This is a genomic window from Burkholderia sp. 28_3 (assembly GCF_003253915.1).
Classification (GTDB): domain Bacteria; phylum Pseudomonadota; class Gammaproteobacteria; order Burkholderiales; family Burkholderiaceae; genus Burkholderia; species Burkholderia cenocepacia.
This window is the reverse complement of sequence record NZ_QKZF01000039.1, coordinates 1-26,056: the sequence shown is the minus strand read 5'-3', so window position 1 is coordinate 26,056 and position 26,056 is coordinate 1. Positions and strand designations below refer to the sequence as shown.

Below are 26,056 nucleotides of genomic sequence, written 5' to 3'. Positions count from 1 at the left end.
GTCTGTCACGTCACAAGCTAGCATTTTCTGATTTTGATGTCCATCTGGCGGCCATCATGTTGGTATAAGCCCCAACCCAGCTCACGGCGCCGCTCTCCGAAAGTATCAATATCCGGTTGGTTACGATCCACACACCGGACAACCGGCGCACCTGTCATTGCAGCAACCTGCGGACCGGGCAAGCGCCCCCCACCCCAGCATTGAGCTGGACGCTCAGCATCCGCATCACACAATTCGTCTGGCGAAAGGCAAGAAGCGCTTTTTGTTTGGGGTTCGCCCAATCACGACGCAGGCAAGTTTACCGAAACATCGACGACCTCCTGGTGGACTTCTGAGGCAATGGCTCCGGCGTTCAGCGTTGATACGTCCGCCACAGTTCGGGTATAGCGTACTGGACGAGGAAAATTCCAATGATCGCAACGCAGTGCCCTCTGGGAGATCATTCAGCGCAACAGCGCTATGTAGAAGCTTGGGACAGCCCCCATGCTTAACCTCAACGGCGGTCCGAATAAGCCCGGCGGACACGCTCCCAAACGGGCCCAGCGTTCTCATCGTTCGCATATTTCTTGATTTGCCTGTTTGATGCCACGGGATTTCAATATAACCGGTCAAAATAACAGCGTTAGCCGAGTGGTTCCAAACCGCATCCTCGATCGACAGGCCTACGAACCACTGGAACAGCAGGTTGTACGAGATCTGCTCGACCAGTTGCCGCTCGCTGCGGATGCTGTACAGCACCTGCAACAGCATCGCCCGCATCAGTTTCTCAGGCACGATGCTCGGTAGGCCTCCCTTCACGTCGACTTCGTACATCGCCGAGAACTTCGCGTTCATCTTCGACATTGCTTCGTTCAGCCACGCCCGGATCTGGCGCCGTACGTGTTGTCGATAGCGTCGCTGCAGTTCTACGACGAGCCGTTCGGGATAGCGCTCGCGGGCAGCGCATACGTCGCCGCTCGCTTCATGCTGGCAGCCGAATCGTTTCACGGCGTGCGGACAATCGACGAGCTCGCGTACGTAATGCGCGGCTCCGACTGACCTTACCCCACCGACGGCAAGCGACCGGTGGATAAAGCAAATCCGGTTCGGCACTAGATAGATACTGGCCGATAAGCTGCCAGTCGGCCGGATATGAATGCCTGGTTTGATTGAGGCCGCGGATTATGATTTGAACAGGAAGCGTACGTTTCTAGTATCTTCGCCCAGTAATTCCGACAGACGGTCGCCCCATCGTCTCCATGCATCGCGCATCTGCTCGTCGTAGTTGAACTGCAGATAGATCCGATCAAGCGGATCGTTACGCGCGTGATTCAGACATCGATGCACGATGCTCTCAGCAATACCAAGCGACTGCATCATCGTTCCGCAGGTACGACGCAGGTCATGGCATTTCCATTGACCACCCGAGACAATAAGCGTATCCGTTGCTGTCGTGCGACCTTCGGTCGATGCACCCTTCCCGCGTTGCCGGTCACGGATCGCCTTGCACGTTGTGTGGATAGTGACGTGCGGAATCTTGCCTTGTTGCGACGGAAATACGTATTCGCGACGCACGTCGTCCTCGAGCAATCCAGCGCGCACAATGTGCTGTGCCGCAAACTGCGCAAGGACGAAATCTGAAAGATGAATCGTAATCGCCGCGCTTGACTTTGTACGTTCCTTTGGAATCGTCCATGTCCGCGCCTTGAAGTCAAGATCAGCCCATCGAGCCACGAGTGTTTCACCGACGCGCGTTCCGCAAGCAAGCATCACCCATACCGCTGACTCAATGGATCGCGGAAGCCGTGCAGCCGGCATAAGTTCACCCAGCGAGCGAATTTCGTCGTCCGACAGCGTGCGATGGCGTTCGTTGTCACGTACCGGGTCGTAATCACCTGCAACGACATCCTCTTTTGCGAGCGCGAGCACATCACAATCGATGAGCAAGCGTTTCCACGGCTGGTTGCGCTCGCCCCATCGAATCATTTGCTGGACGGCCCCCAACACCTCGACCGAGCGCCGGTTGTATCCCGCGTCGGAAATCGCGGTAAGCAACGGCAGAACGTTCGACGCAAACACGCCTGCAATCTTGTGTGTACGGAGAGCCGGCAACACATGTTTTTCCATCGCACCTCGAAGCATCCTACCACCATCCTTTCGGCCTTTCTTACCGCGCTTCTTGTTGACGGTCGCGAACCACGTATCGAACAAATCGCCGAACGTGAGTTCCGCTGTCGCCGCCTTTTCAACCTTGGCCTGACGTTCACGCTTATTCGCTTCGAGATAGTCCACACCGTCGCGCGCATACGAACGAATCGTCGCCGCGGCTGCGCGTGCCTCCTCTAGCGACAGCCGTCCTTCAGTCATGATGCGCCCCCACGCCTTGCCGAGCGGCTTGTCGTGTTGCTTGCCATTGATGCTGACGCGAACAAGCCAGGTTTTCGAGCCATCCGGGCCGATGCGCAGGAACAGTCCGCGCCCATCCGAGAGGAAATACAACTTCCCGGTCGCCTTCGCGGCTTCGATTTGTCTAACCGTCAGAGCACCCATGATCGCCCTCCTTTGATATTGCAACCAGGTTGGCCCGCGCATCTCTACGCAGAGCCTACTCCACATCGCAAACACTAAAAAAACACTAAAAAGTTGCGGCTCGTGCGGGATTTCCACGGAAGTGGACAAACCACAAATACCCGGCAAACCCTTGTCAGACCGGGCCTTGAAGGATTTCACCGGACCTGGCCGGATTCCCCAAAAAACAATCACAATTCATTTAACTTTCCGTGAGGACTTCGACACCGGCCGCTGCCTACGATGGGCGCATGTTTTCAGGACCTGCTTCCAGGAGCCCATCATGCCCACCCGCAGACATCTGCTGTTCGCCGGCGCCACCGGTCTCGCCGCGCTCGCGGCGCTGTCGTCCGCCGGCCGCCGCGCGCTGGTCGGCCGCGCGCTCGCCGCGCCGCCCGCCGGCTCGCCCAAGGCCGCCCCGTTCGAGATCACGCTCAGCGACGCCGAATGGCATCGCCGGCTCACGCCCGCCCAATACACGGTCCTGCGCGAAGCCGGCACCGAGCGGCCGTACAGCAGCCCGCTGAACGCCGAGCACCGGCCCGGCACGTTCGCGTGCGCCGGCTGCGACCTCGCGCTGTTCTCGTCGGCCACCAAGTTCGACAGCCATACGGGCTGGCCGAGCTTCTGGAAACCGCTCGACCACGCGGTCGGCACCGACACCGACGCGTCGTTCGGGATGGTCCGCACCGAAGTGCACTGCCGCCGCTGCGGCGGCCATCTCGGCCATGTGTTCGACGACGGCCCGGCGCCGACCGGCCTGCGCTACTGCATGAACGGCGTCGCGCTCGCCTTCCACCCGGCTGCCGCCTGATCCGGCCCCCCGACCGACTGGAGAACGCATCATGCTGCTCATCGTCCTTGCCTATCTCGGCGGCGTGCTCACGATCCTGAGCCCGTGCATCCTGCCCGTGCTGCCGTTCGTGTTCGCGCGCGCCGACCAGCCGTTCGTGCGCACCGGCCTGCCGCTGCTCGCCGGCATGGCGCTCACGTTCGCCGTCGTCGCGACGCTCGCCGCCGTCGGCGGCGGCTGGGTCGCGCAGGCCAACCAGGCCGGCCGCTGGATCGCGATCGTGCTGCTCGCGGTGTTCGGCCTGACGCTGCTGATGCCGCGCTTCGCGGAACACCTGACGCGCCCGCTGGTCGCCGCCGGCAACCGGCTCACCGGATTCGCACAACGCGACGGCCGCCCGGCCGGCCCGGCGTCGTCGCTGCTGCTCGGCGTCGCGACGGGCCTGCTGTGGGCGCCGTGCGCGGGCCCGATCCTCGGTCTCGTGCTGACCGGCGCCGCATTGCGCGGCGCGAGCGTCGGCACGACGCTGCTGCTCGTCGCGTATGCGGCCGGCGCGGCGACCTCGCTCGGCGTCGCGCTCGTGATCGGCGGCAAGGTGTTCGCCGCGATGAAGCGCTCGCTCGGCGCCGGCGAATGGATCCGGCGCGGGATCGGCGCGGCGCTGCTGGCCGGTGTCGGCGCGATCGCGCTCGGCCTCGACACCGGCGCCCTGGCGCAGCTGTCGACCGTCACCACCGGCGGGCTCGAAACGAAGCTCGTCGACCGCCTCGGCGGGCGCTCGAACGGCGCGCCGGCGGCAACGCCCGCGACCGGCGCCGCCGACAACGCGACGGGCGGCGCGATGATGGCCGCCGCGACGGATGGCCCGCAGGCCGGCGGCGCTGCAATGGCCGGCAGCGCGATGATGCGCGCGGCCGGCGGGACCGCGGCCGCGCTGCCCGTCGAAGGTACGCTGCCGTCGCTCGACGGCGCGGTGCAGTGGCTGAACTCGCCGCCGCTGACGGCGGCCGGCCTGCGCGGCAAGGTCGTGCTGGTCGATTTCTGGACGTATTCGTGCATCAACTGCCTGCGCACGCTGCCGTACACGACCGCCTGGGCACGCAAGTACGCGCCGTACGGACTCGTCGTGATCGGCGTGCACGCGCCGGAGTTCGCGTTCGAGCGCGACATCGGCAACGTGAAGAAGGCCGTGCACGACCTCGGCATCGACTACCCGGTCGCGATCGACAACGGCTATGCGATCTGGCGCGCATTCAACAACGAATACTGGCCCGCGCACTACTTCATCGACGCGCAAGGGCGGATCCGCCATCACCACTTCGGCGAAGGCGAATACGCACAGTCCGAACGCGCGATCCAGTCGCTGCTCGCCGAAGCCGGCCATCCGGACGCGCTGAACGTGCCGCTCGGGCTCGCCGGCGCGCCCGCGAAGGGTGCGCTCGCCGCCGCCGACAGCGCGGACGTCCGTTCGCCCGAAACCTATGTCGGCTATGCGCGCGCGGAAAGCTTCGCGTCGCCGGGCGGCGTCGTGCGCGACGCGGCGCACCGCTACGACGCGCCGGGCACCCCGGATCTCAACGGCTGGGGTCTCGCGGGCACGTGGAACGTCGGCGCCGAACGCGCGTCGCTGGCCGCACCGGATGGCCGGATCGTCTACCGCTTCCATGCGCGCGACCTGCACCTCGTGCTCGGCCCCGGTGCGAACGGCCGGCCCGTGCGCTTTCGGGTGACGCTCGACGGCGCGGCGCCCGGGGCCGCGCATGGCGCCGACGTCGATGCGCAAGGCTACGGCACCGTCACCGGCCAGCGCCTGTACCAGCTCGTCCGGCAGCCGGGCGCGATCGCCGATCGCACGTTCGCGATCGAGTTCCTCGATCCGGGCGTCGATGCGTACGCGTTCACGTTCGGTTGATTGCGCGCGCCACCGCCCTCCGAGCACCGGCTTTTTTCAACGCAGTCCGAAGGAGCAAGAGATGATCCCGATCCCGACCCACGATGCCGCCGCACGACGGCGCGCGACCATGCTGCGCCGCATCGGCGCCGTTGCCGTGGCAGCCGCCGCCGTGTTCGGCTACCAGCGCATCGTCAATTCCGCGGAGCCGATGCGCACCGCGCCCGCACCGACGCTCGACGAAACGCCCGGCGCGTCGCACGACGAAACGGCCGTGCTCGCCGGCGGCTGCTTCTGGGGCGTGCAGGGCGTGTTCGAGCACGTGAAGGGCGTGAAGCAGGTCACCGCCGGCTATGCGGGAGGCGCGTCCGAAACCGCGCACTACGCGCTCGTCGGCTCGGGGCTGACGGGGCACGCGGAATCGGTGCGGATCGTCTACGACCCAACGCAGATCACGTACGGCCGGCTGCTGCAGGTGTTCTTCTCGGTCGCGCACGACCCGACCGAGCTGAACCGGCAGGGCCCCGACGAAGGCTCGCAGTACCGGTCCGCGATCTTCCCGACCACCGCGCAGCAACGCGCGGTCGCGACCGCGTACATCGCGCAGCTCGGCAGCGCGCATGTGTTTCCGGCGCCCGTGGTCACGCGCGTGGAAGCCTACAAGGGGTTCTATCCGGCCGAGGCCTATCATCAGAACTACCTCGAACTGCATCCGGATGCGCCGTATATCGCGTTCAACGACCTGCCGAAGGTCGCCGGGCTGAAGCAGCGCTTCCCGGCGCTGTACCGTGCCGACGCGGTGCTGTGGCGCGAAGCGCGCTTGTGAGCCGCGTGTCACTCACCCTGCCGCGCGACGGGAGGCCGCCCGCCGCACAGCCGGGCCGGCCCGCCACGCCAGGCGCCGGCAGCGGCCGCTTTGCGCCGCATCAACGAATCGGCGGACGCGACGCCGGGGCAAACCCGCATCGCGTCCGCCGCGGCCGGCAACTTCGCGTAGACTTCTCCTGATCCTCGCCGCATGATGCGGCATCCGGACCACCCGCCCAGCCAGGAGGCGTCACGCATGCGCGCAGTGCCTTTGCCTGACAGCAATACCCTCGAAGAACCGTCCACCGGCGCGGTCGTGCGCGACCTGCGCCGCGTGCCCATTCACCCCGATCACTGGTACCCGCTCGCGTGGTCGCGTGAGCTCAAGCGCGGCAAGACGCTCGGCGTGCGCTTCGCCGGCGATCCGATCGTGCTCGTGCGCACCGAATCGGGCGCCGTGTATGCGCTCGAAGATCGTTGCGCGCACCGCCAGGTGCCGCTGCACGCAGGCGTCGTGAGCGGCGAAACGCTGCGCTGCTGCTATCACGGCTGGACCTACGCGTGCGACAGCGGCCGCTGTGTCGACGTGCCCTACCTCGGCCGCGAACGCTTGCCCAACGGCGTGCGCGCGTATCCGTGCCGCGAGGCGCACGGGCTGATCTTCGTGTTCCCGGGAGACGCCACGCTCGCCGAGGCACGGCCGTTCCCCGCGCTCGAATCGGCGGACGATCGAGCGTTCAAGACACGCCGCTTCGGCCGCGAAGTCAAGTGCCACTATTCGTTCATGCACGAGAACCTGATGGACATGAACCATCAGTTCCTGCACCGCAAGCAGATGGGCCAGATGCGCGCACGCTCCGTGGGCCGCCGCCGCGGCGACGACTGGGTCGAGGTCGACTACACGTTCGCGCGGATGGAAGGCAAGCAGCCGGTCGGCGAGGCGCTCGTGTTCGGTTCGAGCAAGAAGCCCGGCGACCAGGCCAACAAGAGCGTGATGACGGTGCGCACCGAGTATCCGTACCAGACGCTGCGGATCCGGTCGAGCGAAGGCACGCTCGTGATGGACCTGTGGATCGTCTACGTGCCGCTCGACGCCGAGCAGCGCACCAACCGCACGTTCGGGCTGCTGTCGATCCACAAGCCCGGCATCCCGTTCGCGCTCGATCTCGCGTGGCCGCTGCTCGTATGGTTCACCGAGCGCATCTTCCGCGAGGATCGCTGGATCGTCGAACGAGAGCAGGAAGCGCATGACCAGCAGGGCGCCGACTGGAATCACGAGGTGTTCCCGGTCATCAACGAGCTGCGCGACCTGCTGCGCCAGTGCGGCGCGCGCACCGTGATCCCGATCCGCGACGCGCGTGACAGCGCATGAGGCGACGCGCGCATCTCGCCGCGGCGCGTGTGGTTACAGCATGAACGCGCCCGGCAGCAACGCGCGGGCCGTCGTGATCTCGACGGCCCCTTTCAGGTTGGTCAGGATCACTTCGATGTCGGGCTTGCCGATCTCGATGATCACCTGACGACACGCGCCGCACGGCGCGATCGGGCCGTCCGTGTCGCCGACGACCGCGAGCCGCGCGAAATCCCCGGGCCGATAGCCGGCGGCGATCGCCGCGAACAACGCCGTGCGTTCCGCGCAATTGCACAGTCCGTACGACGCGTTCTCGACGTTGCAGCCGTGGAAAACCGTGCCGTCGCGCGCCTGCAGCGCCGCGCCGACCTTGAAGCGCGAGTACGGCGCATACGCGCGCTCGCGCGCCGCCTTCGCCTGTTCGATCAGTTCGTCTCGTTCCATCGTGGTGAGGCCTCCGGGAGCAGGGTCAGTCGACCCGCTGGTAAAGGGTCGGCGGCACTTCGCCCGTGTCGCCGAGCACGTAGCCGCGGCGAATCGCGTCCGCCGCATGCGCCGCGGTCGCTTCGTCACGGGCGTGCACGAAACCGAGCGGCTCGCCCGCTTCGACGCGTTGCCCGATCTCCACGAGCGCCGACAGGCCGACGCTGACGTCGATCGCATCCTCCGCGCGCGTACGGCCGCCGCCGAGCGCGACCACCGCCAGCCCGAGCGCGCGGCAATCGACGCGCTGCACCACGCCGCTCGCGGGCGCCGGAACCGGCACGATCACCGCCGCGCGCGCCAGATGCCGTGCGGGCGCGTCGAGCAGGTCGGCGGGGCCACCGAGCGCGACGACCATGCGCGCGAAACGCTCGGCCGCCGCGCCCGAATCGAGCGCCTGCTGCAGCTTCTCGCGCGCGTGGCCGACGTCGCGCGCCAGCCCGCCGGTCACGAGCAACTCGGCCGACAACGCCATCGTCACGTCGTGCAACCGCGCGGGACGCGACTTGCCGGTCAGGTAGTCGATCGCGCACGCAACCTCGAGCGCGTTGCCCGCGCACGGCGCGAGCGACTGGTTCATGTCGGTGAGGATCGCAGTCGTCTTCATGCCGGCGCCGTTGCCGACGTCGACGATGCTGCGGGCCAGTTCCGCCGATTTCTCCGCGGTCGGCATGAACGCGCCGGAGCCGACCTTGACGTCCATCACGAGCCCGTCGAGCCCGGCCGCGAGTTTCTTCGACAGGATCGACGCGGTGATCATCGCGACCGATTCGACGGTCGCCGTCACGTCGCGGATCGCATAGATGCGCTTGTCGGCCGGCGCGAGCCGCGCGGTCTGCCCGATGATCGCGACGCCGACCTCGCGCACCGTGCGACGAAACGCGTCCGTGGCGGGCATCACGTCGTAACCGGGAATCGCGCTGAGCTTGTCGAGCGTGCCGCCGGTGTGACCGAGCCCGCGCCCCGAGATCATCGGCACGTAGCCGCCGCACGCGGCCACCATCGGCCCGAGCATCAGCGACACGACGTCGCCGACGCCGCCCGTCGAATGCTTGTCGATCACCGGCCCGTCGAGATCGAGCGCGCGCCAGTCGAGCACGTCGCCCGAATCGCGCTGCGCGAGCGTCAGCGCGACGCGCTCGTCGGTGCTCAGGTCGTTGAAATACACGGCCATCGCGAACGCGGCCACCTGGCCCTCGGTCACGCTGCCGTCGGTCACGCCGCGCACGAACGCGGCCATCCCGTCGCGATCGAGCGGCTGCCCGTCGCGCTTCCTGCGAATGAATTCCTGCGGTAGAAACATCGTTGCCTCGCTTCGATCGGTCGGAGTCTACTGTCAATGCAGCGAGAAAAACAGGCCGGCAATCGCCGCGCTCATCAGGTTCGACAGCGTCGCCGCCGTCAGCGCGCGCAAGCCGAGGCGCGCGACGTCCGAGCGGCGCTCGGGCGCGACCGCGCTGAAGCCGCCGGCGAGAATCGCGATCGACGAGAAGTTCGCGAAGCCGCACAGCGCGAACGACACGATCGCGAGCGTCTTCGGGTCGAGCACCTGCAGGCCGGCCGCCGCCGCATGCGCGCCGCCCTTCAGGTACGGCGACAGGTCGCCGTACGCGACGAATTCGTTGAAGATCAGCTTCTCGCCGATGAAGTTGCCGGCCAGCGCCGCATCGTGCCACGGCACGCCGATGATCCACGCGAGCGGCGCGAACAGGTGGCCGATGATGCCGACCAGCGTGACCTGCGGAAAGCCCACGAACGCGGCCGCGCCACCGACGATCAGGTTCATCAGCGCGATGAGCCCGACGAACGCGATCAGCATTGCGCCGACGTTGATCGCGATGCGCAGCCCGACCGATGCACCGGAGGCGGCCGCCTCGATCACGTTGGCGGCGCGCTTGTCGTCGAAATCGAGACCGTCGACCACCACGCGGCTCGGTTCGACGGTCGGAAACAGCAGCTTGCCGAACAGCAGCCCGCCCGGCACCGCCATGAACGACGCGGCGAGCAGGTACTCCATCTTCACGCCGAGGCCGGCATATCCGACCAGCACCGAGCCCGCGACCGATGCCATCCCGCTCGCCATCACCGTGAAGATCTCGGCGCTCGTCATGTTGCGCACGAACGGCTTCACGAGCGCGGGCATCTCGCTTTGCCCGAGGAAGATCGTCGCGACGGCCGAACACGCCTCGATGCGGCTCACGCCGAGCACCTTGGCGAGCCCCGCACCGAGGATCGCGACGATCCACTTCATCACGCCGATGTAGTACAGCACCGAGATCAGCGCGGTGACGAAGATGATCATCGGCAGCACGCGCAGGCCGAACACGAACCCGCCGTCGCCGAACAACTGGAACATCCGCGCGTCGACCAGACCGCCGAACACGAACGCGATGCCGTGATTGCCCATGTCGAGCACGCGGTTGACGCCGTTCGCGGCCGCGGCCAGCGCCGCGCGACCCGACGGCACGAACAGCACGAGCGCGCCGATCGCGAACTGCGTGAGCAGCGCGGCGATCATGGTCCGCCCACTGACCGCGCGGCGGTTGTTCGACAGCAGATACGCGACCAGCAACAGAAACAGCATACCGAGGAGACTGCGCAGAATATCCACCTTGTGCTCCTTTCTCACTATTTGAACTGTCCGGCGGGCGGCCCGTGCCCGCGACCCGCGTGATCGGGTTGGTGGATGTTACTCGCTCGATATGCACGCCGGCAACGTCGCCAAAATCGCCGCGACCAATGGCGTCGATCGTTTCTTTTTTCGTGCTTCGACGACTTGATCAGTTGTTCTACCTACCTCGCGAAAACGCGCGCGGGGCGCGCCGTTCGAACGGACACGCCCCGCCTGCCACGCATCGCTCAACCCGCGCGTTCGACCGGATGGGGTTCGCGCAGCCGGTTCGCGATCCGCGCGGCCTCGTAGTAGCCGGCACCGGGCGGGCGCTTCAGGTAACGGCCCGCGCCGCGCACCGCGCGCAATTCACCGTCGGCCCAGGCGAGTGCGCCGCGCGTGAGCGTGTGCGTCGCGACGCCCTGCACGGTCATCCCCTCGAACACGTTGAAGTCGACCTGCTGGTGATGCGTGTTCACCGAGATCGTCTTCGTCGCGGCCGGGTCCCATACGACGAGGTCGGCATCGGCGCCGACCTGCACGGCGCCCTTGCGCGGATACAGGTTGAAGATCTGCGCGGCGTTCGTCGACGTGATCCGCACGAACTCGTTCGGCGTGATGCGGCCATGATTCACGCCGTGATGCCACAGCACCGACATGCGATCCTCGACGCCGCCGCAGCCGTTCGGGATCTTCGTGAAATCGTTGCGGCCCATCGCCTTCTGCGATGCGCAGAACACGCAGTGATCGGTCGCCGTCGTATGCAGCTGCCCCGACTGCAGCCCGCGCCACAGCGCCTCGCGATGCTCGGCGGAGCGGAACGGCGGGCTCATCACGTGGGCCGCCGCGCGCGTCCAGTCCGGATCGCGATAGACGGCCTCGTCGATCACCAGGTGGCCCGGCAGCACTTCGCCGAACACGCGCAGCCCTTCGCTGCGCGCGCGCGTGATCACGTCGACCGCATCCTTCGCCGACACGTGCACGATATACACGGGCACGCCGAGCACCTGCGCGATGCGGATCGCGCGGTTCGCGGCCTCGCCTTCCACCTCCGGCGGCCGCGACAGCGGATGCGCCTCCGGCCCCGTCATCCCGCGCGCGAGCAGCGCCTTTTGCAGCTGGAACACGAGCTCGCCGTTCTCCGCGTGCACGGTCGGCAGCGCGCCGAGTTCGAGCGAACGCGTGAAGCTGTTCACGAGGATCTCGTCGTCGGCCATGATCGCGTTCTTGTACGCCATGAAGTGCTTGAAGCTCGACACGCCATGCTCGCGCACGAGCGTGCCCATGTCGCGGTGCACGCTGTCGTCCCACCACGTCACGGCCACGTGAAAGCCGTAATCGGAAGCCGATTTCTCGGCCCAGCCGCGCCATTCGTGGAATGCCTCCATCAGCGGCTGCTTCGGGCTCGGAATCACGAAGTCGATGATGCTCGTCGTGCCGCCCGCCAGCCCGGCGGCCGTGCCCGAGTAGAAATCGTCGCTCGCCCGCGTGCCCATGAACGGCAGCTCCATGTGCGTATGCGGATCGATGCCGCCCGGCATCACGTACTGGTCGTGCGCGTCGACGACGGTCGCGCCGGCCGGCGCATCGATCTGCTCCGCGATCTGCAGGATCGTGCCGCCGTCCTGCGGGTCCGCGCAGAGCACGTCCGCGCGATAGGAACGGTCCGCATCGACCACGGTGCCGCCACGAATCAGGATTGCCATTTGCTTGCCTCCTCGTTGACTGTCGGGTGCCGCATGCCGCGTGCGAGTCGAAGCCGGCTCGCGCGTCATGCGCTCGCGATCTGCGCGCGCTGTCCGGCGCGCCACTTCATCCAGGTGCCGTACACGCCCGACGCCAGCACGAGGCCGACGAACCACGCGTACGTGTAAAGCGTGTTGAAGAACGCCGGCACGTTCGGGAACGACGCCGGAAACGCGGTATGCAGGAAGCCCGGCAGGTTCGGCAGCACGCCGACCGCGAGCGCGACGAGCGCGGCCGGGTTCCAGCCGCGCGCGTAGCTGAAGCCGCCGGCCTCGTCGAACAGCGCACGCGTGTCGAGCTGCGTGCCGCGAATCAGGAAGTAGTCGACCATCAGGATGCCCGCGACCGGCCCGAGCAACGCCGAATAGCCGACGAGCCAGGTGAAGATATAGCCGTCCGTCGTCGCGAGGATCTTCCACGGCATCATCACGATCGCGATCGTCGCGGTGATCATCCCGCCCGTGCGGTACGAGATCGCCTTCGGCCACAGGCTCGAGAAGTCGTACGCGGGGCCGACGAGATTCGCGGCGAGGTTGCAGCACATCGTGTCGAGCGTGAGGATCACGAGCGCGATGCCGACGCCGATGCCCGTCATCCGGCTCGTCAGGTCGATCGGATCCCAGATCGCGTTGCCGTAGATCACGACGGTTGCCGACGTCACGACGACCGACACCACCGACAGCAGCGCCATCGGCAGCGGCAGCCCGATCGACTGCCCGATCATCTGGTCGCGCTGCGAATGCGCGAAGCGCGTGAAATCCGGAATGTTCAGCGCGAGCGTCGCCCAGAAGCCGACCATCGCGGTCAGGCCCGGCCAGAAGGTCGCCCAGAACAGCCCGGCCTTCTTGCCGCCAGCCGCGAACTGCGACGGCGCCGACAGCATCGAGCCGAACCCGCCCGCCTTCGACGTCGCCCACCACACGAGCGCCACGCACATCACGACCTTGATCGGCGCGGACCAGCTTTCGAGCCAGCGGATCGAATCGGTGCCGTGCCAGATGAAGTACAGCTGCAGCGCCCAGAACACGAGGAAGCACGCGAGCTGCCCGAACGAGATGCCGACGAGCGGCAGCGCCGCGCCGTGCAGCGCATTGCCGGTCAGGATGTTCAGCAGCGTGTAGATCGCACTGCCGCCGAGCCAGGTCTGGATGCCGTACCAGCCGCAGGCGACGATCGCGCGCAACAGCGCCGGCAGCTTCGCGCCCTGCGTGCCGAACGACGCGCGCACGAGCACCGCGTACGGAATCCCGTGCTTCGCGCCCGCATGGCCGATCAGCAGCATCGGCACGAGCACGATCAGGTTGCCGAGCAGCACCGTCATCACCGCCTGCCACGGCGACATGCCTTCCTGGATCAGCCCGGCCGCGAGCATGTACGACGCGATGTTCATCACCATCCCGACCCACAGCGCCGCGAAGTGGTACCACTTCCACGTGCGCTGCGCCGGCGTCGTCGGCGCGAGATCGTCGTTGTACAGGCTGCCGCCGTGCGCCGCGGCGCTGTCGGGATCGGCGGGATTCGCTGCGTGATTCATCGAACACACTCCACGAAAACGTCAACGCCGGCATCGTGCGATGCCGGCCCGGGTGGAACGAAAGGCGGCGATGCAGGATGACCCTGCCTCGCCGGACGCCGGTCAGGCAGCCTTCTTCGCGTGCTTATCCGGTGCCGCCGCGCCTGCACCCGCCCCCGCCTCCGCGCTCGCCGGATTGTTCGGATGCGTGGTCCAGTTCGCGTAGTCGCCCGAATCGACGCGCTCCATCGTGATGCATTGCTCGACCGGACACACATGCATGCAAAGATTGCACCCGACGCACGCCGAATCGACCACTTCGAAATGCCGCACGCCGTCCTTCGTCGCCGTGATCGCCTGGTGCGAGGTGTCCTCGCACGCGATATGGCACAGCCCGCACTGGATGCAGCGGTCCTGGTCGATGCGCGCCTTGATGTCGTACTTCAGGTTCAGGTATTTCCAGTCGGTGACGTTCGGCACTGCGCGGCCGCGGATGTCGTCGAGCGTCGCGTAGCCCTTCTCGTCCATCCAGTTCGACAGCCCGTCGGCGAGATCCGACACGATCCGGAAGCCGTAATGCATCGCGGCGGTGCACACCTGCACGCTGCCGGCGCCGAGCACCATGAACTCGGCCGCGTCGCGCCATGACGAGACGCCGCCGATGCCCGAGATCGGCAGGTTCGGCGTTTCCGGGTCGCGGGCGATTTCCGCGACCATGTTCAGCGCGATCGGCTTGACCGCCGGCCCGCAATAGCCGCCGTGCGTGCCCTTGCCGTCGACGGTCGGCATCGGCGCCATGTGGTCGAGATCGACCGCGACGATCGAGTTGATCGTGTTGATCAGTGACACGCCGTCCGCCCCGCCCTTGTACGCGGCGCGCGAGCCCATCCGGATGTCGCTGATGTTCGGTGTGAGCTTCACGAGGCACGGCAGCTTCGTGCCCTCCTTCACCCAGCGCGTGACCATCTCGACGTATTCGGGCACCTGCCCGACCGCCGCGCCCATCCCGCGCTCGCTCATCCCGTGCGGGCAACCGAAGTTGAGCTCGACCGCGTCGGCCCCGGTATCCTCGACGAGCGGCAGGATCCATTTCCAGTCGCGCTCGTTGCACGGCACCATCAGCGACACGATCAGCGCGCGGTCCGGCCAGTCGCGCTTCACCTGCGCGATCTCTCTCAGGTTCACGTCGAGCGGACGGTCGGTGATCAGCTCGATGTTGTTCAACCCCGCGATGCGCTGGCCGTTCCACTGCACGGCGCCGTAGCGCGAACTGACGTTGACGACGTGCGGGTCGAGCCCGAGCGTCTTCCAGACGACGCCGCCCCAGCCCGCCTCGAATGCGCGATTGACGTTGTAGGCCTTGTCGGTCGGCGGCGCGGACGCCAGCCAGAAGGGATTCGGCGAAGTGATGCCTGCGATGGTGCAGCGAAGATCGGCCATGTTCGGCTCCGTGAGAATGGGGTCGTGTTCGGTGTGCCGGCGGGACGCCGCGCGTTCAGGCCGCCTTTGCGTCGCGCGCGGCGAGCGTCGCGTCGATCGACGCGGCCGCGCGCTTGCCGTCCTGCACGGCCTGCACCGTGAGATCGATGCCGTCGGTCGCCGCGCAGTCGCCGCCGGCCCACACGTCCGGCAGCGCCGTGCGCCCGTCCGCATCGACCGCGATCCGCGTGCGGTCCGAAGTCAGCAACGTGGCCGTGATGCCGTCCGGCACGAGCGTCTGGCCGATCGCCTTCAGCACCATGTCCGCATCGATGGTGAAGCGCTCGCCCGATGCGCCCTCGAATTCGACGCCCGTCACTTGCCCGTTCGCACCCGCGATGCGCACCGGCTTCGCGTGCGTGACGAGCGTGACGCCGCTCTTTTGCGCGAACTCGCGCTCGGCCCACGTCGCGCTCATCGCGTCCACGCCGCGCCGGTACACCATCGTCACGCGCTCGGCGCCGAGCTTGCGGCTCTGCACCGCCGCATCGATCGCCGTATTGCCGCCGCCGATCACGACCACGCGCCGCCCGACCGGCACGTTCGCGAGCGCGTCGGCCTGCCGCACCTGCTCGATGAAATCGACCGCGTTCATCACGCCGCCCAGTTGCTCGCCGTCGATCGCGAGCGCGCGCACGCCACCGAGCCCCATCGCGAGGAATACCGCGTCGTGCTGCTCGCGCAGCGCATCAAGCGTCACGTCGCGTCCGAGCGCCGCACCGGTTTGCAGCGTGATGCCGCCCACCGACAGCAGCCACTCGACCTCGCGTTGCGCGAAATCGTCGACGGTCTTGTACGCGGCGATCCCGTATTCGTTGAGGCCGCCGGCCTTCGGACGCGCGTCGAACAGCGTGACACGATGCCCGGCGAGTGCGAGCCGGTGCGCGCACGCGAGCCCGGCCGGCCCCGCGCCGACCACCGCCACATGGCGGCCCGTCTCCGGCGCGCGCCGGAACTGCACCGCGCCGGTCTGCATCGCCCAGTCGGTCGCATGCCGCTGCAGCGCACCGATCGCGACCGGCTGCGCATCCTGATGGTTGCGCACACAAGCGCCTTCACAGAGGATCTCGGTCGGGCACACACGTGCGCACATCCCGCCGAGCGGATTCGCGGACAGGATGTCGGTCGCGGCGCCTTTGAGGTTGCCGTTGCCGATCTTGCGGATGAAGCTCGGGATGTCGATCTGCGTCGGGCACGCGTGCACGCACGGTGCGTCGTAGCAGTAATGGCAGCGGCTCGCGGCGGCCGCCGCCGCGGTCGGATCGAGCAGCGGCGCGATATCGGCGAATTCGCACGAGAGTTGCGTGGACGACAGGCGATGCGCGGCGATATCGCCGGTTGGCTGGGTGGTCATACGCGTTCCTTCGGCTGGGTGGAGACAAAGCCGTCCCCGCCGGCTGCGAATGCACAGTCGGGGCGGTCATGCTTAGGCATGCAAATTTCTGACGACAGGCAGCCTCGCGGCTGCTACGGCCGATCCATCATGAAGCCGGCTCGCATGCGCGCGACAGCATCGCGTGCAGCAGCACGTTCGCGCCGGCCTCGATCCATGCGGGCGTCGCGTCCTCGATCTCGTTGTGGCTGATGCCGTCGACGCAGGGCACGAACACCATCGACGTCGGCGCGACCTGCGCGAGATAGCACGCGTCGTGGCCCGCGCCCGACACGATGTCGCGATGCGAATAGCCGAAGCGGTCGGCCGCGCCGCGCACGGCCGCCACGCACGCGGGATCGAACGCGACCGGCTTGTAGTAGAAAATCTGCTCGAGCTCGGTGTCGAGCCCGATGTCGGCCGCGATGCGCGCGACGCCGTCGCGCAGCGCCGCATCCATCTTCGCGAGCACGGCGTCGTCCGGATGACGGAAATCGACGGTGAAGAACACGCGGCCCGGAATCACGTTGCGCGAGTTCGGGTGGACCTGCATCATGCCGACCGTCGCACAGCCGAACGGCGCATGATCGAGGCCGATCCGGTTGACGAGATCGACCACGCGCGACGCACCGAGCAGCGCGTCGCGGCGGCGCGGCATCGGCGTCGGCCCCGCGTGCGCTTCCTGGCCGGTGAACGTGATCTCGTACCAGCGCTGCCCCTGCGCGTCGGTCACGACGCCGATCGTCTTGCATTCCGCTTCGAGGATCGGCCCCTGTTCGATATGCAGCTCGAACGCCGCGTGCAGCTTGCGCCCGCCGCACGGCACGTCGCCCGCATAACCGATGCGCGCCAGTTCCTCGCCGATCGTCTTGCCGTCGACGTCCTTGCGCGACAGCCCGTATTCGAGCGGGAACACGCCCGCGAACACGCCCGATGCGACCATCGCGGGCGCGAAGCGCGAACCCTCTTCATTGGTCCAGATCACGACCTCGACGGGATGCTCGGTCTCGATGCCGTGGTCGTTGAGACTGCGAATCACTTCGAGGCCGCCGAGCACGCCGTAGATGCCGTCGAAGCGTCCGCCGGTCGGCTGCGAATCCGCATGCGAGCCCGTGACGACCGGCGCGGCGTCGGCCACGCGGCCCGCGCGGCGCATGAACACGTTGCCCATCGTATCGACCGTCACCGTGCAGCCGGCCGCCTTCGCCCAGCCGACGATCAGGTCGCGGCCGGCCTTGTCGAGATCGGTCAGCGCGAGGCGGCACACGCCGCCTTTCGGCGTCGCGCCGATTTTCGCGACTTCCATCAGGCTGTCCCACAACCGCTTGCCGTCGACCTTGATCGACGTGTCGAAAGCTGCCCGCTTCACTGTTTCCGATACCGCGTTCATTCGTATCGCTCCTGTGGGGTCGGTGATGTCGTCAGCCCGGTCTGTGCCGGTGCGTGTGATGCCTGTTTCGAGGGCACACCGCCCGGATGCGGTGCATGTCCCCGTCGATTCGCGAAACGCACAAATCCTGTCCGATTGGACAGGTTTTAGACGATCAAAATGACCAGCGCAACGTCTTTCTTGCGTGACGCGATGGAGCGAGAAACGTGCCACCGCAACGCAGCATCGTGGTGGAATCGCGGCATCCGGATGCGTGCGCGCGATGCGAATCAGCAGCTAGAATGAAGCCCAACGCGGCATGGCCGCCGCGCGAGGGACACGATGAGACATGACGAGGCGGCGATCGAAGCCACCGACCGGGACGAAACGCCCGCGCCTTTGCGGCGACGCAAGGCACACATTCGCGAGTCCAACGAAGCCCATCTGCTCGCGTGCGCGGAAGCCGTATTCGCGGAACGCGGGCTCGCCGGCGCCAGCACCGCGATGATCGCGGAGCGCGCGGGCCTGCCGAAGGCGAATGTGCACTACTACTTCCCGACCAAGCTTGCGCTGTACCGCCGCGTGCTCGACGACCTGTTCGAGGACTGGCATCGCGCGGCCGGCTCGTTCGAGGCCGGCGACGATCCAGTGGAGGCGATCAGCAGCTACGTGCGCGCGAAGATGGCGCTGTCGCAGCGACGCCCGCTCGGCTCGAAGGTCTGGGCCAACGAGATCATCCACGGCGCGGAACACATGCAGGACATCCTGTCACAACGCGTGAAGCCGTGGTTCGACGCGCGCATCAACGTGATCGACGGCTGGATCGCGCGCGGACTGCTCGCGCCGATCGACCCGCATGCGCTGATGTACCTGATCTGGGCGACCACGCAGCACTATGCGGATTTCGATGCGCAGATTCGCGCGCTGAGCGGCAAGCGCGCGTTCACGAAGAAGGCGTTCGACGACAGGACCGAACAGGTCGTGCAACTCGTGATTCGCGCATGCGGCGCGGTATCGCCGAACGCGAAGTCGTAGCGCGACACGGCGATCCGCCAAATAAAAACGGGCGGCGCGCACCACACGGAAGGTCCCGTGCGATACGCGCCGCCCGCGATGCCACGGACGGACGAACGATGCGTCGCGTTACGCGAGGCGCTCGATCGCGACGGCCGTCGCTTCACCGCCGCCGATGCACAGCGATGCGACGCCACGCTTCAAGCCGTACGTTTCGAGCGCGGCCAGCAGCGTCACCATCACGCGCGCACCCGATGCGCCGATCGGATGCCCGAGCGCGCATGCGCCGCCGTGCACGTTGACCTTCTCGTGCGGCAGGTCGAGGTCGCGCATCGCGGCCATCGGCACCACCGCGAACGCTTCGTTGATCTCGAACAGGTCGACGTCGTGCAGGTTCCAGCCGGTTTTCTCCGACAGCTTGCGCAGCGCGCCAATCGGCGCGGTCGCGAACAGGCCGGGCTTGTCCGCATGAGTCGAATGCCCGACGATCACGGCCTTCGGCGTGAGGCCGAGGCGCTCGGCTTCCGAACGACGCATCATCACGAGCGCGGCCGCGCCATCCGAAATCGACGAGGCGTTCGCGGCCGTCACCGTGCCGCCATCGCGAAACGCCGGCTTCAGCGTCGGGATCTTGTCGAGTTTCGCCTTGCCCGGCTGCTCGTCGATCGACACGACGCTTTCCGTCTTGCCGGCCTTCACGGTCACCGGCGCGATTTCCGACACGAAACGCCCTTCCGCGATCGCGCGCTGCGCCCGCGTCAGCGACGCAATCGCGAACGCATCCTGCGCTTCGCGCGTGAACTGGTAGGCCTGTGCACAATCCTCGGCGAAGGTACCCATCAGGCGGCCCTTTTCATACGCGTCCTCGAGCCCGTCGAGGAACATGTGGTCGAGCACCTGCCCATGACCCATGCGCATGCCCGCGCGCGCCTTCGGCAGCAGGTACGGCGCATTCGTCATGCTCTCCATCCCGCCCGCCACGGCCACGCCCGCCGAACCCGCCAGCAGCAGGTCGTGCGCGAACATCGCGGCCTTCATCCCGGAGCCGCACATCTTGTTGACCGTGGTCGCACCCGCGGCGAGCGGCAGCCCGGCCTTCAGCGCGGCCTGGCGCGCCGGCGCCTGGCCCTGGCCGGCCGGCAGCACGCAGCCGAACACGATCTCGTCGATGCGCTCGGCGGACACGTTCGCGCGCTCGAGCGCGGCGCGAATCGCCACCGCGCCAAGGTCGCTCGCGCTGGCCGCCGCCAGGTCGCCCTGAAAACCGCCCATCGGCGTGCGCGCCGCGCCCACGATTACGATCGGATCCTGAGTCGTCATGATTCGTTTCCTCCAGTGTCAGCGCGGTGCCATGCGCAACGCGCCATCGAGACGGATGACTTCGCCGTTCAACATCGTGTTCTCGGCGATGTGGCGCACCAGCGCCGCAAATTCTTCCGGGCGGCCGAGCCGCGGCGGGAACGGCACGCTCTTGCCGAGCGCGTCCTGCACGTCCTGCGGCATGCCGGCCATCATCGGCGTCGCGAAGATGCCGGGCGCGACCGTCACGACGCGAATGCCGAAGCGCGCGAGCTCGCGTGCGATCGGCAGCGTCATGCCCACCACGCCGCTCTTCGACGCCGCATACGCGGCCTGTCCGATCTGCCCGTCGAACGCCGCGACCGATGCGGTATTGACGATCACGCCGCGCTCGCCTTCCGCGTCGGCGTCCTGCTTCGACATCGCTTCTGCGGCCAGCCGGATCATGTTGAACGTGCCGACCAGATTGATCGACACCGCGCGCGCGAAGCGGTCGAGCGAATGCGGGCCGTCGCGGCCGACGACCTTCTCGCCCGGCGCGACGCCCGCGCAGTTGACGAGCACGTCGACGCGGCCGAACGCGTCGCGCGCGGCCGCGACGGCGGCCTGACCATCGGCTTCGCTCGTCACGTCGGTCTTCACGAAGCGCGCGGCCGCGCCGAGTTCGTTCGCGAGGCTCGTGCCCGCCTCGTCATTGACGTCCAGCAGCACGGCTTTGCCGCCCTGCGCGACGACCATGCGCGCCACCGCGGCGCCGAGGCCGGAACCGGCACCGGTAATCAGAAAAACGCGATCCTTGATATTCATTCGCAGTCCGTATTCAGGGTTGAGCGGCCTTCTCGGCTTCCATCTTGCGCAACACGAAGCGCTGGATCTTGCCGCTCGGGGTTTTCGGCAGCGCGTCGACGAAGTCGATCGCGCGCGGATAAGCGTGAGCGGACAGCCGCCGCTTCACGTGCAGACTCAATTCCTCGGCCAGTTCCGGCGTGCCGTCGAACCCTTTCGACAGGACGACGAACGCCTTCACGATCTCTGTGCGCTCCGGATCGGGCACACCGATCACGGCAGCCTCGCTGACGGCCGGATGCTCGATCAGCGCACTTTCCACGTCGAACGGGCCGATCCGGTAGCCGGACGACGTGATCACGTCGTCCGCGCGGCCGATGAAGCTCACGGTGCCATCCGGCTCCAGCTCGACGTTGTCGCCGGTCCGGTAGTAGCCGCCCGCGATCGCCGGCGTGTCCTGCTGCCAGTAGCCGCGGAACCACAGCAGCGGCGAGCGCGCGATGTCGATCGCGAGGTTGCCGGGCTCGCCGGGGCCAAGCTCGCGGCCGGCTTCGTCGAGCACCGCGACACGGTAGCCCGGCATCGCGAGGCCGGCCGAACCGGCATGGATGACGTGCGTGAGGCCGTGATGATTGTTGACGACCATCCCGAGTTCGGTCTGGCCGTAGTGGTCATGGATCGGCGCGCCGAGCGCCGCGTGGAACCAGCGCACGACTTCGGGATTCAGCGGCTCGCCGGCACTGCTGACCACGCGCAGCTGGCCTTTCAGCCGTGCGGCCGCTTCGTTGCCGGCCGCCATCAGCATCCGGTACGCGGTCGGTGAACCGGCGAGGCTCGTGATGCCGAGTCGCTCGATCACGTCATAGGTGCTGTCGACCGTGAAGCTGCCCTCGTACAGCGTCGTCGCATGACCGAGGAGCAGCGGGCCGGTGATCGCGTAATAGAGCCCGTACGCCCAGCCCGGATCGGCGATGTTCCAGAACCGGTCGCTCGCGCGCAGGTCGACCGCTTCGCGCATGTACGCGCCGAACGCGAGCAGCGCGTACAGCGGCACCGGCACGCCCTTCGGCAGACCCGTCGTGCCCGACGTCGACATCATCATGAACAGGTCCGACCCCTTGCGCAGCACCGGCTCGAACGTATCGGACTGCGCAGCGAGCGCCGCGCGGAAATCGATGTCGTGAGCCGGCAGCGTCTCGCCTGCTTCGCGCACCGTCGCGACCGCCGGACAGTCGGCAATTTCGTCGAGCTTCGCGCGATTCGCGACGTTGGTCACGACCAGCCGCGCGCCGCTCATGCGCAGCCGGTGCTCGATCGCCTTCGGGCCGAACGCGGTAAACAGCGGCTGGTACACGGCGCCCGCGCGCCACGTGCCGAGGATCGTCGCGACGAGTTCCGGCGTGCGCGGCAGCATGCCGGCCACCACGTCGCCCGGTTTCACGCCCTGCGCGACGAGCAGGTGCGCGACCCGGGCCGACAACGCCTGCATCTGCGCGAAGGTGACGCGATGGTGCTGGCCGCCGGCGTCGATCCAGTCGAGCGCGATTGCGTCCGCCTTCGCGTGCCGGTCGCAGCATTCGACACACGCGTTCAGGCCGCGCTCCAGGTCGCCGTCCAGTTGCGCGGCGGCGGTCTCGATACTGAACCGGGCCACGGCGTCGGCGTAGGCCGGCACCGCCCGGGCGGTAGCTCCTTCAGGCATGCGTGTCTCCTGTGCGTTATGGCCGCCGGCGAGCCAGGGGCGCGACGGGGATACATCGATAGTAGACAGCCCCTACATTGCAATCAATGACAAACGGAATCTAGAATCGTGATCGCTTTTGCCATGTCGGAGGACGCAGGAAAATGGGGCCGCAGATGATTTCGCCGGATTTCGTCGACGATGCGCTTGCGTGCCTGCGCCGGCGCGGCCTGCCGACCGCGCCCGTGCTGCGTGCGGCGGGGCTGCCGGCCGCCGTGCACGAGCCCGTCACGCCGCAGCAGTACGGCCGGCTGTGGCTCGCGATCGCCGGTGCGCTCGACGACGAGTTCTTCGGACTCGCCGCGCGCCCGATGCGGCGCGGCAGCTTCACGCTGCTGTGCCACGCGGTGCTGCATGCCGGCACGCTCGACAAGGCGCTGCGGCGCGCGCTGAAGTTTCTGCGCGTGGTGCTCGACGAGCCGCACGGCGAGCTCGTGGTGGCCGACGGGCAGGCGCAGATCGTGCTGGCGCAATCGGGCGCGCCGTACCCGGCGTTCGCGTACCGGACGTTCTGGCTGATCCTGCTTGGCGTCGCGTGCTGGCTGATCGGCCGGCGCATCCCGCTGCAGCGCATCGATTTCGCGTGCCCGAGCGCCGGCCAGCGCAGCGACTATCACCAGTTCTTCGGCGTCCCCGTGCATTTCGACCGGCCCGACAGCCGGCTCGCGTTCAACGCCGCGTACCTCGCGCTGCCGACGATCCGTTCGGAGCAGGCGCTGAAGACCTTCCTGCGCGGCGCGCCCGGCAACCTGCTCGTGCGCTACCGGCACGACACCGGCTGGGTCGCGAAGACGCGCGCGCATCTCAAGGCGCGGCCGGCCGCCGAATGGCCCGACTTCGACACGCTGGCCGTGCGCCTCGACACGACGCCCGCGACGCTGCGGCGGCGTTTGCGCAGCGAAGGGCAAAGCTTCGCTGCGATCAAGGACGAGTTGCGCGGCGCGCTCGCGCAGTCGCTGCTGCGCGGGCACGCGCTCAGCGTCGCGGAGATCGCGGCCGAGCTCGGCTTCACCGAGCCGAGCGCGTTTCATCGCGCGTTCCGGAAATGGACGGGGACGAGCCCCGGTGCCTTCCGGCGCGACGTGCATGCGGCTCAGGCGGAGTCTTGAATGGCTGATGGATGTGGAGCGCCTCGTCATGTGCCGTCGATACGCTCCAGTCCGGTTTCTTCTGCGTTCCGGTGCGAATCCGCGCAGCGTTCACCGCACCGCGGAGCCGGCACGACGTTGCGCCGCGATCCGTCAGACCACATACTGGTCGGCCAGTCCGGACGAGGTTGCGTCGATGGTGAATGTCGATCAGGGCGCCGCTTCGATCTTCGGCGCGATCGGAACGGCCGTGTCGTTGCTGGCGGCGATTCCTTACGCGCTCGCGATCTATCGGCGCACCGTGCGCCCGCATCTGTTCACGTGGCTCGTGTGGTCGGTCGTCACGGCGATCGCGGCTGCCGGCCAGTTCGTCGCGGGCGCGAGGCCGTCCGCGTGGTGCACGGCGGCGATCGCCGTCACGTGCTTTCTGACGCTGATCGCCAGCCTGTTTCGCGGCGAACGCGGCTGGACGGGCCTCGACTGGCTGTTCCTGTGCGCGGCCCTGTCGGCCATTCCGCTGTGGAAGCTGACCGACGATCCGACGGTGTCGATCTGTCTGGTTACGCTGATCGAGCTTGCCGGCCTCGGCCCGACCGTGCGCAAGACGATCCGCGATCCGTGGAGCGAGAGCCTCGCGTATTTCGCGCTATGCGTGCTCAAGTACGCACTGGCGCTGCTGGCACTGAGCACGTGGAGTGTCGCGGTCGCGTTCTATCCGGCCGTCAATCTCATCGCGTCGATCGGCATCTGCATGGTGATGCTGGTCCGGCGTCAGTCGTTGTCGAACGCGCGGTAGGCTGCGTTTGTCACCGCCATGCCGCTCCCCTTCCGTAATGATGCGAGGCCTGACATGGATGCAATCCGTACCATCATCGAACCCTATGAGACCGCGCTGCGCACAGCGATGCTGAGCAACGACGTCGAAGCGCTCGACGCGCTGCTGGACGACGATCTGGTATTCACCGCCCCGACCGGCCAGGTCATCTCGAAGGAGGACGACCTCACCGCGCATCGGGCGAAGCTTCTGCATCTCGACACACTCGACGTCCTCGAGAGGGGCGCATGCGCGATCGACGAGATGATCCTGACCACGACGCGAGCGACTCTCGCCGGACATTTCGATGGCGCGGCATTCGCCGGCACGTTTGCCTATACGCGTGTCTGGCGTCGATCGGGCGCCCACTGGCGTGTCGTCGCCGGACATGCGTCGCAGGTCATGTAACTGCGACGGGCGTGTGGGGATGCATAGTGTCGAGCAAAGCCGCTGCGAGCAGCCGGCCGTCGACCGGACGGTGAGATGCCGCGATCCCGACGATGCACTGATGAAGGCGCGACACGGTGTCGGCAATGACGAGAGACGAAATGCACGAGCTATTTACCGTGCGTTCCGCGCGTGCCGCGGACGCAGACGAACTCACGCGACTGGCGCGCCTGTCGAAAGCGCACTGGGGCTATCCGAAGGAATGGCTGGACGTGTGGCAAAACGATCTCACGATCTCGCCGGAGACGATCGAAGGGGCGATCGGTTATGTCGCGGAATCAGGCGAGTCGATCATCGGGTTCTGGATCCGAGCATCGTTGAATTCGGATCGACAACGCCCGGATGGCTGTTCGTTCATCCCGATCACATGGGTCAGGGCGTCGCCCGTGCGCTGTGGGAATCAGTTCGGACCGAGGCCGCTGCGAGAGGAATCAAGCGCTTTGTGATCGAAGCAGATCCCAATGCCGCGCCGTTCTATCTGACACTGGGGGCTGAAAAGATCGGCGAAAAGGAATCGAGCGCTATCCCGGGCAGATTTTTTCCGATCTTGCGGATCATGGTCTGATGGGTGAGGAGATCGCAGCAAGATGGCTCACTGCGTACGGTTGACGAGATTGGGCTACCGACTGCGGCAAGAGAGGTTGCAGCGTAGAAATATCGAGGTTCGCTCAGTCCGATAGCAGACCTGATTGCTGAGATTTCGGCGATCCGCTGCTTAGATGTGTTGCCGTGTGGCCTCTCGGTACGAACTGCAACCCATGCCAGACGCACCGCGCATTTCCGTCGCCGAAATGCAAAAACCCCCGCCTTTCGGGCGGGGGTTTCTGGCTTAGGGAGCCTGACGATTACCTACTTTCACACGGGAATCCGCACTATCATCGGCGTAGAGTCGTTTCACGGTCCTG

At 67.1% G+C, this 26,056-nt stretch carries 21 protein-coding genes and 2 pseudogenes; 10 read left to right on the top strand and 13 right to left on the bottom strand.

The genetic code is table 11. The features are described from left to right. Window positions 1–636: 636 nt before the first annotated feature. Window positions 637–903 (bottom strand): annotated as a pseudogene (locus DFS13_RS37530) (transposase); the annotation flags it as partial. Here DFS13_RS37530 and DFS13_RS40515 point away from each other — a divergent pair. Further along, a complete protein-coding gene (locus DFS13_RS40515; protein WP_166677957.1) occupies window positions 880–1,038 on the top strand; it encodes a hypothetical protein in 159 nt (52 codons plus the stop codon). The pseudogene DFS13_RS37530 and the gene DFS13_RS40515 sit on opposite strands and share 24 nt — an antisense overlap. A gap of 123 nt (window positions 1,039–1,161) precedes the next feature. Here the strand turns inward: DFS13_RS40515 and DFS13_RS37525 are convergent, their stop codons facing one another. Next, window positions 1,162–2,529, bottom strand: coding sequence for a site-specific integrase (locus tag DFS13_RS37525; protein ID WP_181461640.1), 1,368 nt, complete (start codon window positions 2,527–2,529; stop codon window positions 1,162–1,164). Between the two features lie 301 nt (window positions 2,530–2,830). On the opposite strand from DFS13_RS37525, the gene msrB reads away from it, so the two are divergent. The 4 genes from msrB to DFS13_RS37505 all read left to right on the top strand — a co-directional run bounded on the left by msrB (window position 2,831) and on the right by DFS13_RS37505 (window position 7,410). Further along, entirely contained in the window at window positions 2,831–3,361 is a 531-nt protein-coding gene (msrB, locus tag DFS13_RS37520) for a peptide-methionine (R)-S-oxide reductase MsrB (protein ID WP_058903762.1), read from the top strand. Window positions 3,362–3,392: 31 nt separating this feature from the next. After that, entirely contained in the window at window positions 3,393–5,252 is a 1,860-nt protein-coding gene (locus tag DFS13_RS37515) for a cytochrome c biogenesis protein DipZ (protein WP_111442852.1), read from the top strand. Between the two features lie 61 nt (window positions 5,253–5,313). Next, entirely contained in the window at window positions 5,314–6,057 is a 744-nt protein-coding gene (gene msrA, locus DFS13_RS37510; RefSeq protein ID WP_048985676.1) for a peptide-methionine (S)-S-oxide reductase MsrA, read from the top strand. A 237-nt stretch (window positions 6,058–6,294) separates the two neighbouring features. Beyond that, entirely contained in the window at window positions 6,295–7,410 is a 1,116-nt protein-coding gene (locus DFS13_RS37505) for an aromatic ring-hydroxylating dioxygenase subunit alpha (RefSeq protein ID WP_034203766.1), read from the top strand. Window positions 7,411–7,443: 33 nt separating this feature from the next. On the opposite strand, the gene DFS13_RS37500 is transcribed toward DFS13_RS37505, so the two are convergent. The 8 genes from DFS13_RS37500 to DFS13_RS37465 form a co-directional block, all read right to left on the bottom strand. Further along, entirely contained in the window at window positions 7,444–7,833 is a 390-nt protein-coding gene (locus DFS13_RS37500; protein ID WP_006485641.1) for a cytidine deaminase, read from the bottom strand. A gap of 25 nt (window positions 7,834–7,858) precedes the next feature. Further along, window positions 7,859–9,175: a thymidine phosphorylase gene (deoA, locus tag DFS13_RS37495; RefSeq protein ID WP_048985674.1), complete on the bottom strand. Its 1,317-nt coding sequence runs from the start codon at window positions 9,173–9,175 to the stop codon at window positions 7,859–7,861. Window positions 9,176–9,208: 33 nt separating this feature from the next. Beyond that, entirely contained in the window at window positions 9,209–10,483 is a 1,275-nt protein-coding gene (locus DFS13_RS37490; protein WP_048985671.1) for a NupC/NupG family nucleoside CNT transporter, read from the bottom strand. A 248-nt stretch (window positions 10,484–10,731) separates the two neighbouring features. Beyond that, window positions 10,732–12,189 carry a dihydropyrimidinase gene (gene hydA / locus DFS13_RS37485; RefSeq protein ID WP_006485639.1) on the bottom strand — a complete coding sequence of 486 codons (1,458 nt, stop codon included), beginning with the start codon at window positions 12,187–12,189 and terminating at the stop codon, window positions 10,732–10,734. Between the two features lie 65 nt (window positions 12,190–12,254). Then, window positions 12,255–13,763, bottom strand: a complete 1,509-nt coding sequence (locus DFS13_RS37480; protein ID WP_034203769.1) for an NCS1 family nucleobase:cation symporter-1 — start codon at window positions 13,761–13,763, stop codon at window positions 12,255–12,257. A 102-nt stretch (window positions 13,764–13,865) separates the two neighbouring features. Beyond that, entirely contained in the window at window positions 13,866–15,182 is a 1,317-nt protein-coding gene (gene preA, locus DFS13_RS37475; protein WP_034203770.1) for an NAD-dependent dihydropyrimidine dehydrogenase subunit PreA, read from the bottom strand. Between the two features lie 55 nt (window positions 15,183–15,237). After that, window positions 15,238–16,575 (bottom strand): NAD(P)-dependent oxidoreductase, encoded by a 1,338-nt coding sequence (locus DFS13_RS37470; protein ID WP_111442851.1) that lies wholly within the window; start codon window positions 16,573–16,575, stop codon window positions 15,238–15,240. Between the two features lie 127 nt (window positions 16,576–16,702). Beyond that, window positions 16,703–17,983, bottom strand: a complete 1,281-nt coding sequence (locus DFS13_RS37465; protein ID WP_006498608.1) for a Zn-dependent hydrolase — start codon at window positions 17,981–17,983, stop codon at window positions 16,703–16,705. 321 nt (window positions 17,984–18,304) lie between these two features. Between DFS13_RS37465 and DFS13_RS37460 the strand changes: the two genes are divergently transcribed. Next, complete coding sequence (locus DFS13_RS37460) at window positions 18,305–18,997, top strand: TetR/AcrR family transcriptional regulator (protein WP_034203773.1); 693 nt, start codon at window positions 18,305–18,307, stop codon at window positions 18,995–18,997. 108 nt (window positions 18,998–19,105) lie between these two features. Here the strand turns inward: DFS13_RS37460 and DFS13_RS37455 are convergent, their stop codons facing one another. Genes DFS13_RS37455 through DFS13_RS37445 form a run of 3 tightly spaced genes read right to left on the bottom strand, consistent with a single transcriptional unit; the run spans window position 19,106 to window position 22,763 of the window. Beyond that, window positions 19,106–20,296: an acetyl-CoA C-acetyltransferase gene (locus DFS13_RS37455; protein WP_059721213.1), complete on the bottom strand. Its 1,191-nt coding sequence runs from the start codon at window positions 20,294–20,296 to the stop codon at window positions 19,106–19,108. Between the two features lie 18 nt (window positions 20,297–20,314). Next, window positions 20,315–21,082: a 3-hydroxyacyl-CoA dehydrogenase gene (locus DFS13_RS37450; RefSeq protein WP_006483642.1), complete on the bottom strand. Its 768-nt coding sequence runs from the start codon at window positions 21,080–21,082 to the stop codon at window positions 20,315–20,317. Between the two features lie 13 nt (window positions 21,083–21,095). After that, window positions 21,096–22,763, bottom strand: a complete 1,668-nt coding sequence (locus DFS13_RS37445) for an acyl-CoA synthetase (RefSeq protein ID WP_059721214.1) — start codon at window positions 22,761–22,763, stop codon at window positions 21,096–21,098. A 143-nt stretch (window positions 22,764–22,906) separates the two neighbouring features. Here DFS13_RS37445 and DFS13_RS37435 point away from each other — a divergent pair, with 143 nt between their 5' ends. The 4 genes and pseudogenes from DFS13_RS37435 to DFS13_RS37420 all read left to right on the top strand — a co-directional run bounded on the left by DFS13_RS37435 (window position 22,907) and on the right by DFS13_RS37420 (window position 25,716). Then, entirely contained in the window at window positions 22,907–23,911 is a 1,005-nt protein-coding gene (locus DFS13_RS37435; protein ID WP_043205980.1) for an AraC family transcriptional regulator, read from the top strand. A 175-nt stretch (window positions 23,912–24,086) separates the two neighbouring features. After that, window positions 24,087–24,686: a hypothetical protein gene (locus DFS13_RS37430; protein WP_006498613.1), complete on the top strand. Its 600-nt coding sequence runs from the start codon at window positions 24,087–24,089 to the stop codon at window positions 24,684–24,686. A gap of 54 nt (window positions 24,687–24,740) precedes the next feature. Then, window positions 24,741–25,112: a nuclear transport factor 2 family protein gene (locus DFS13_RS37425; protein ID WP_111442850.1), complete on the top strand. Its 372-nt coding sequence runs from the start codon at window positions 24,741–24,743 to the stop codon at window positions 25,110–25,112. Window positions 25,113–25,252: 140 nt separating this feature from the next. Beyond that, window positions 25,253–25,716: pseudogene (locus DFS13_RS37420) on the top strand (GNAT family N-acetyltransferase). The last annotated feature ends 340 nt before the right edge of the window (window positions 25,717–26,056 follow it).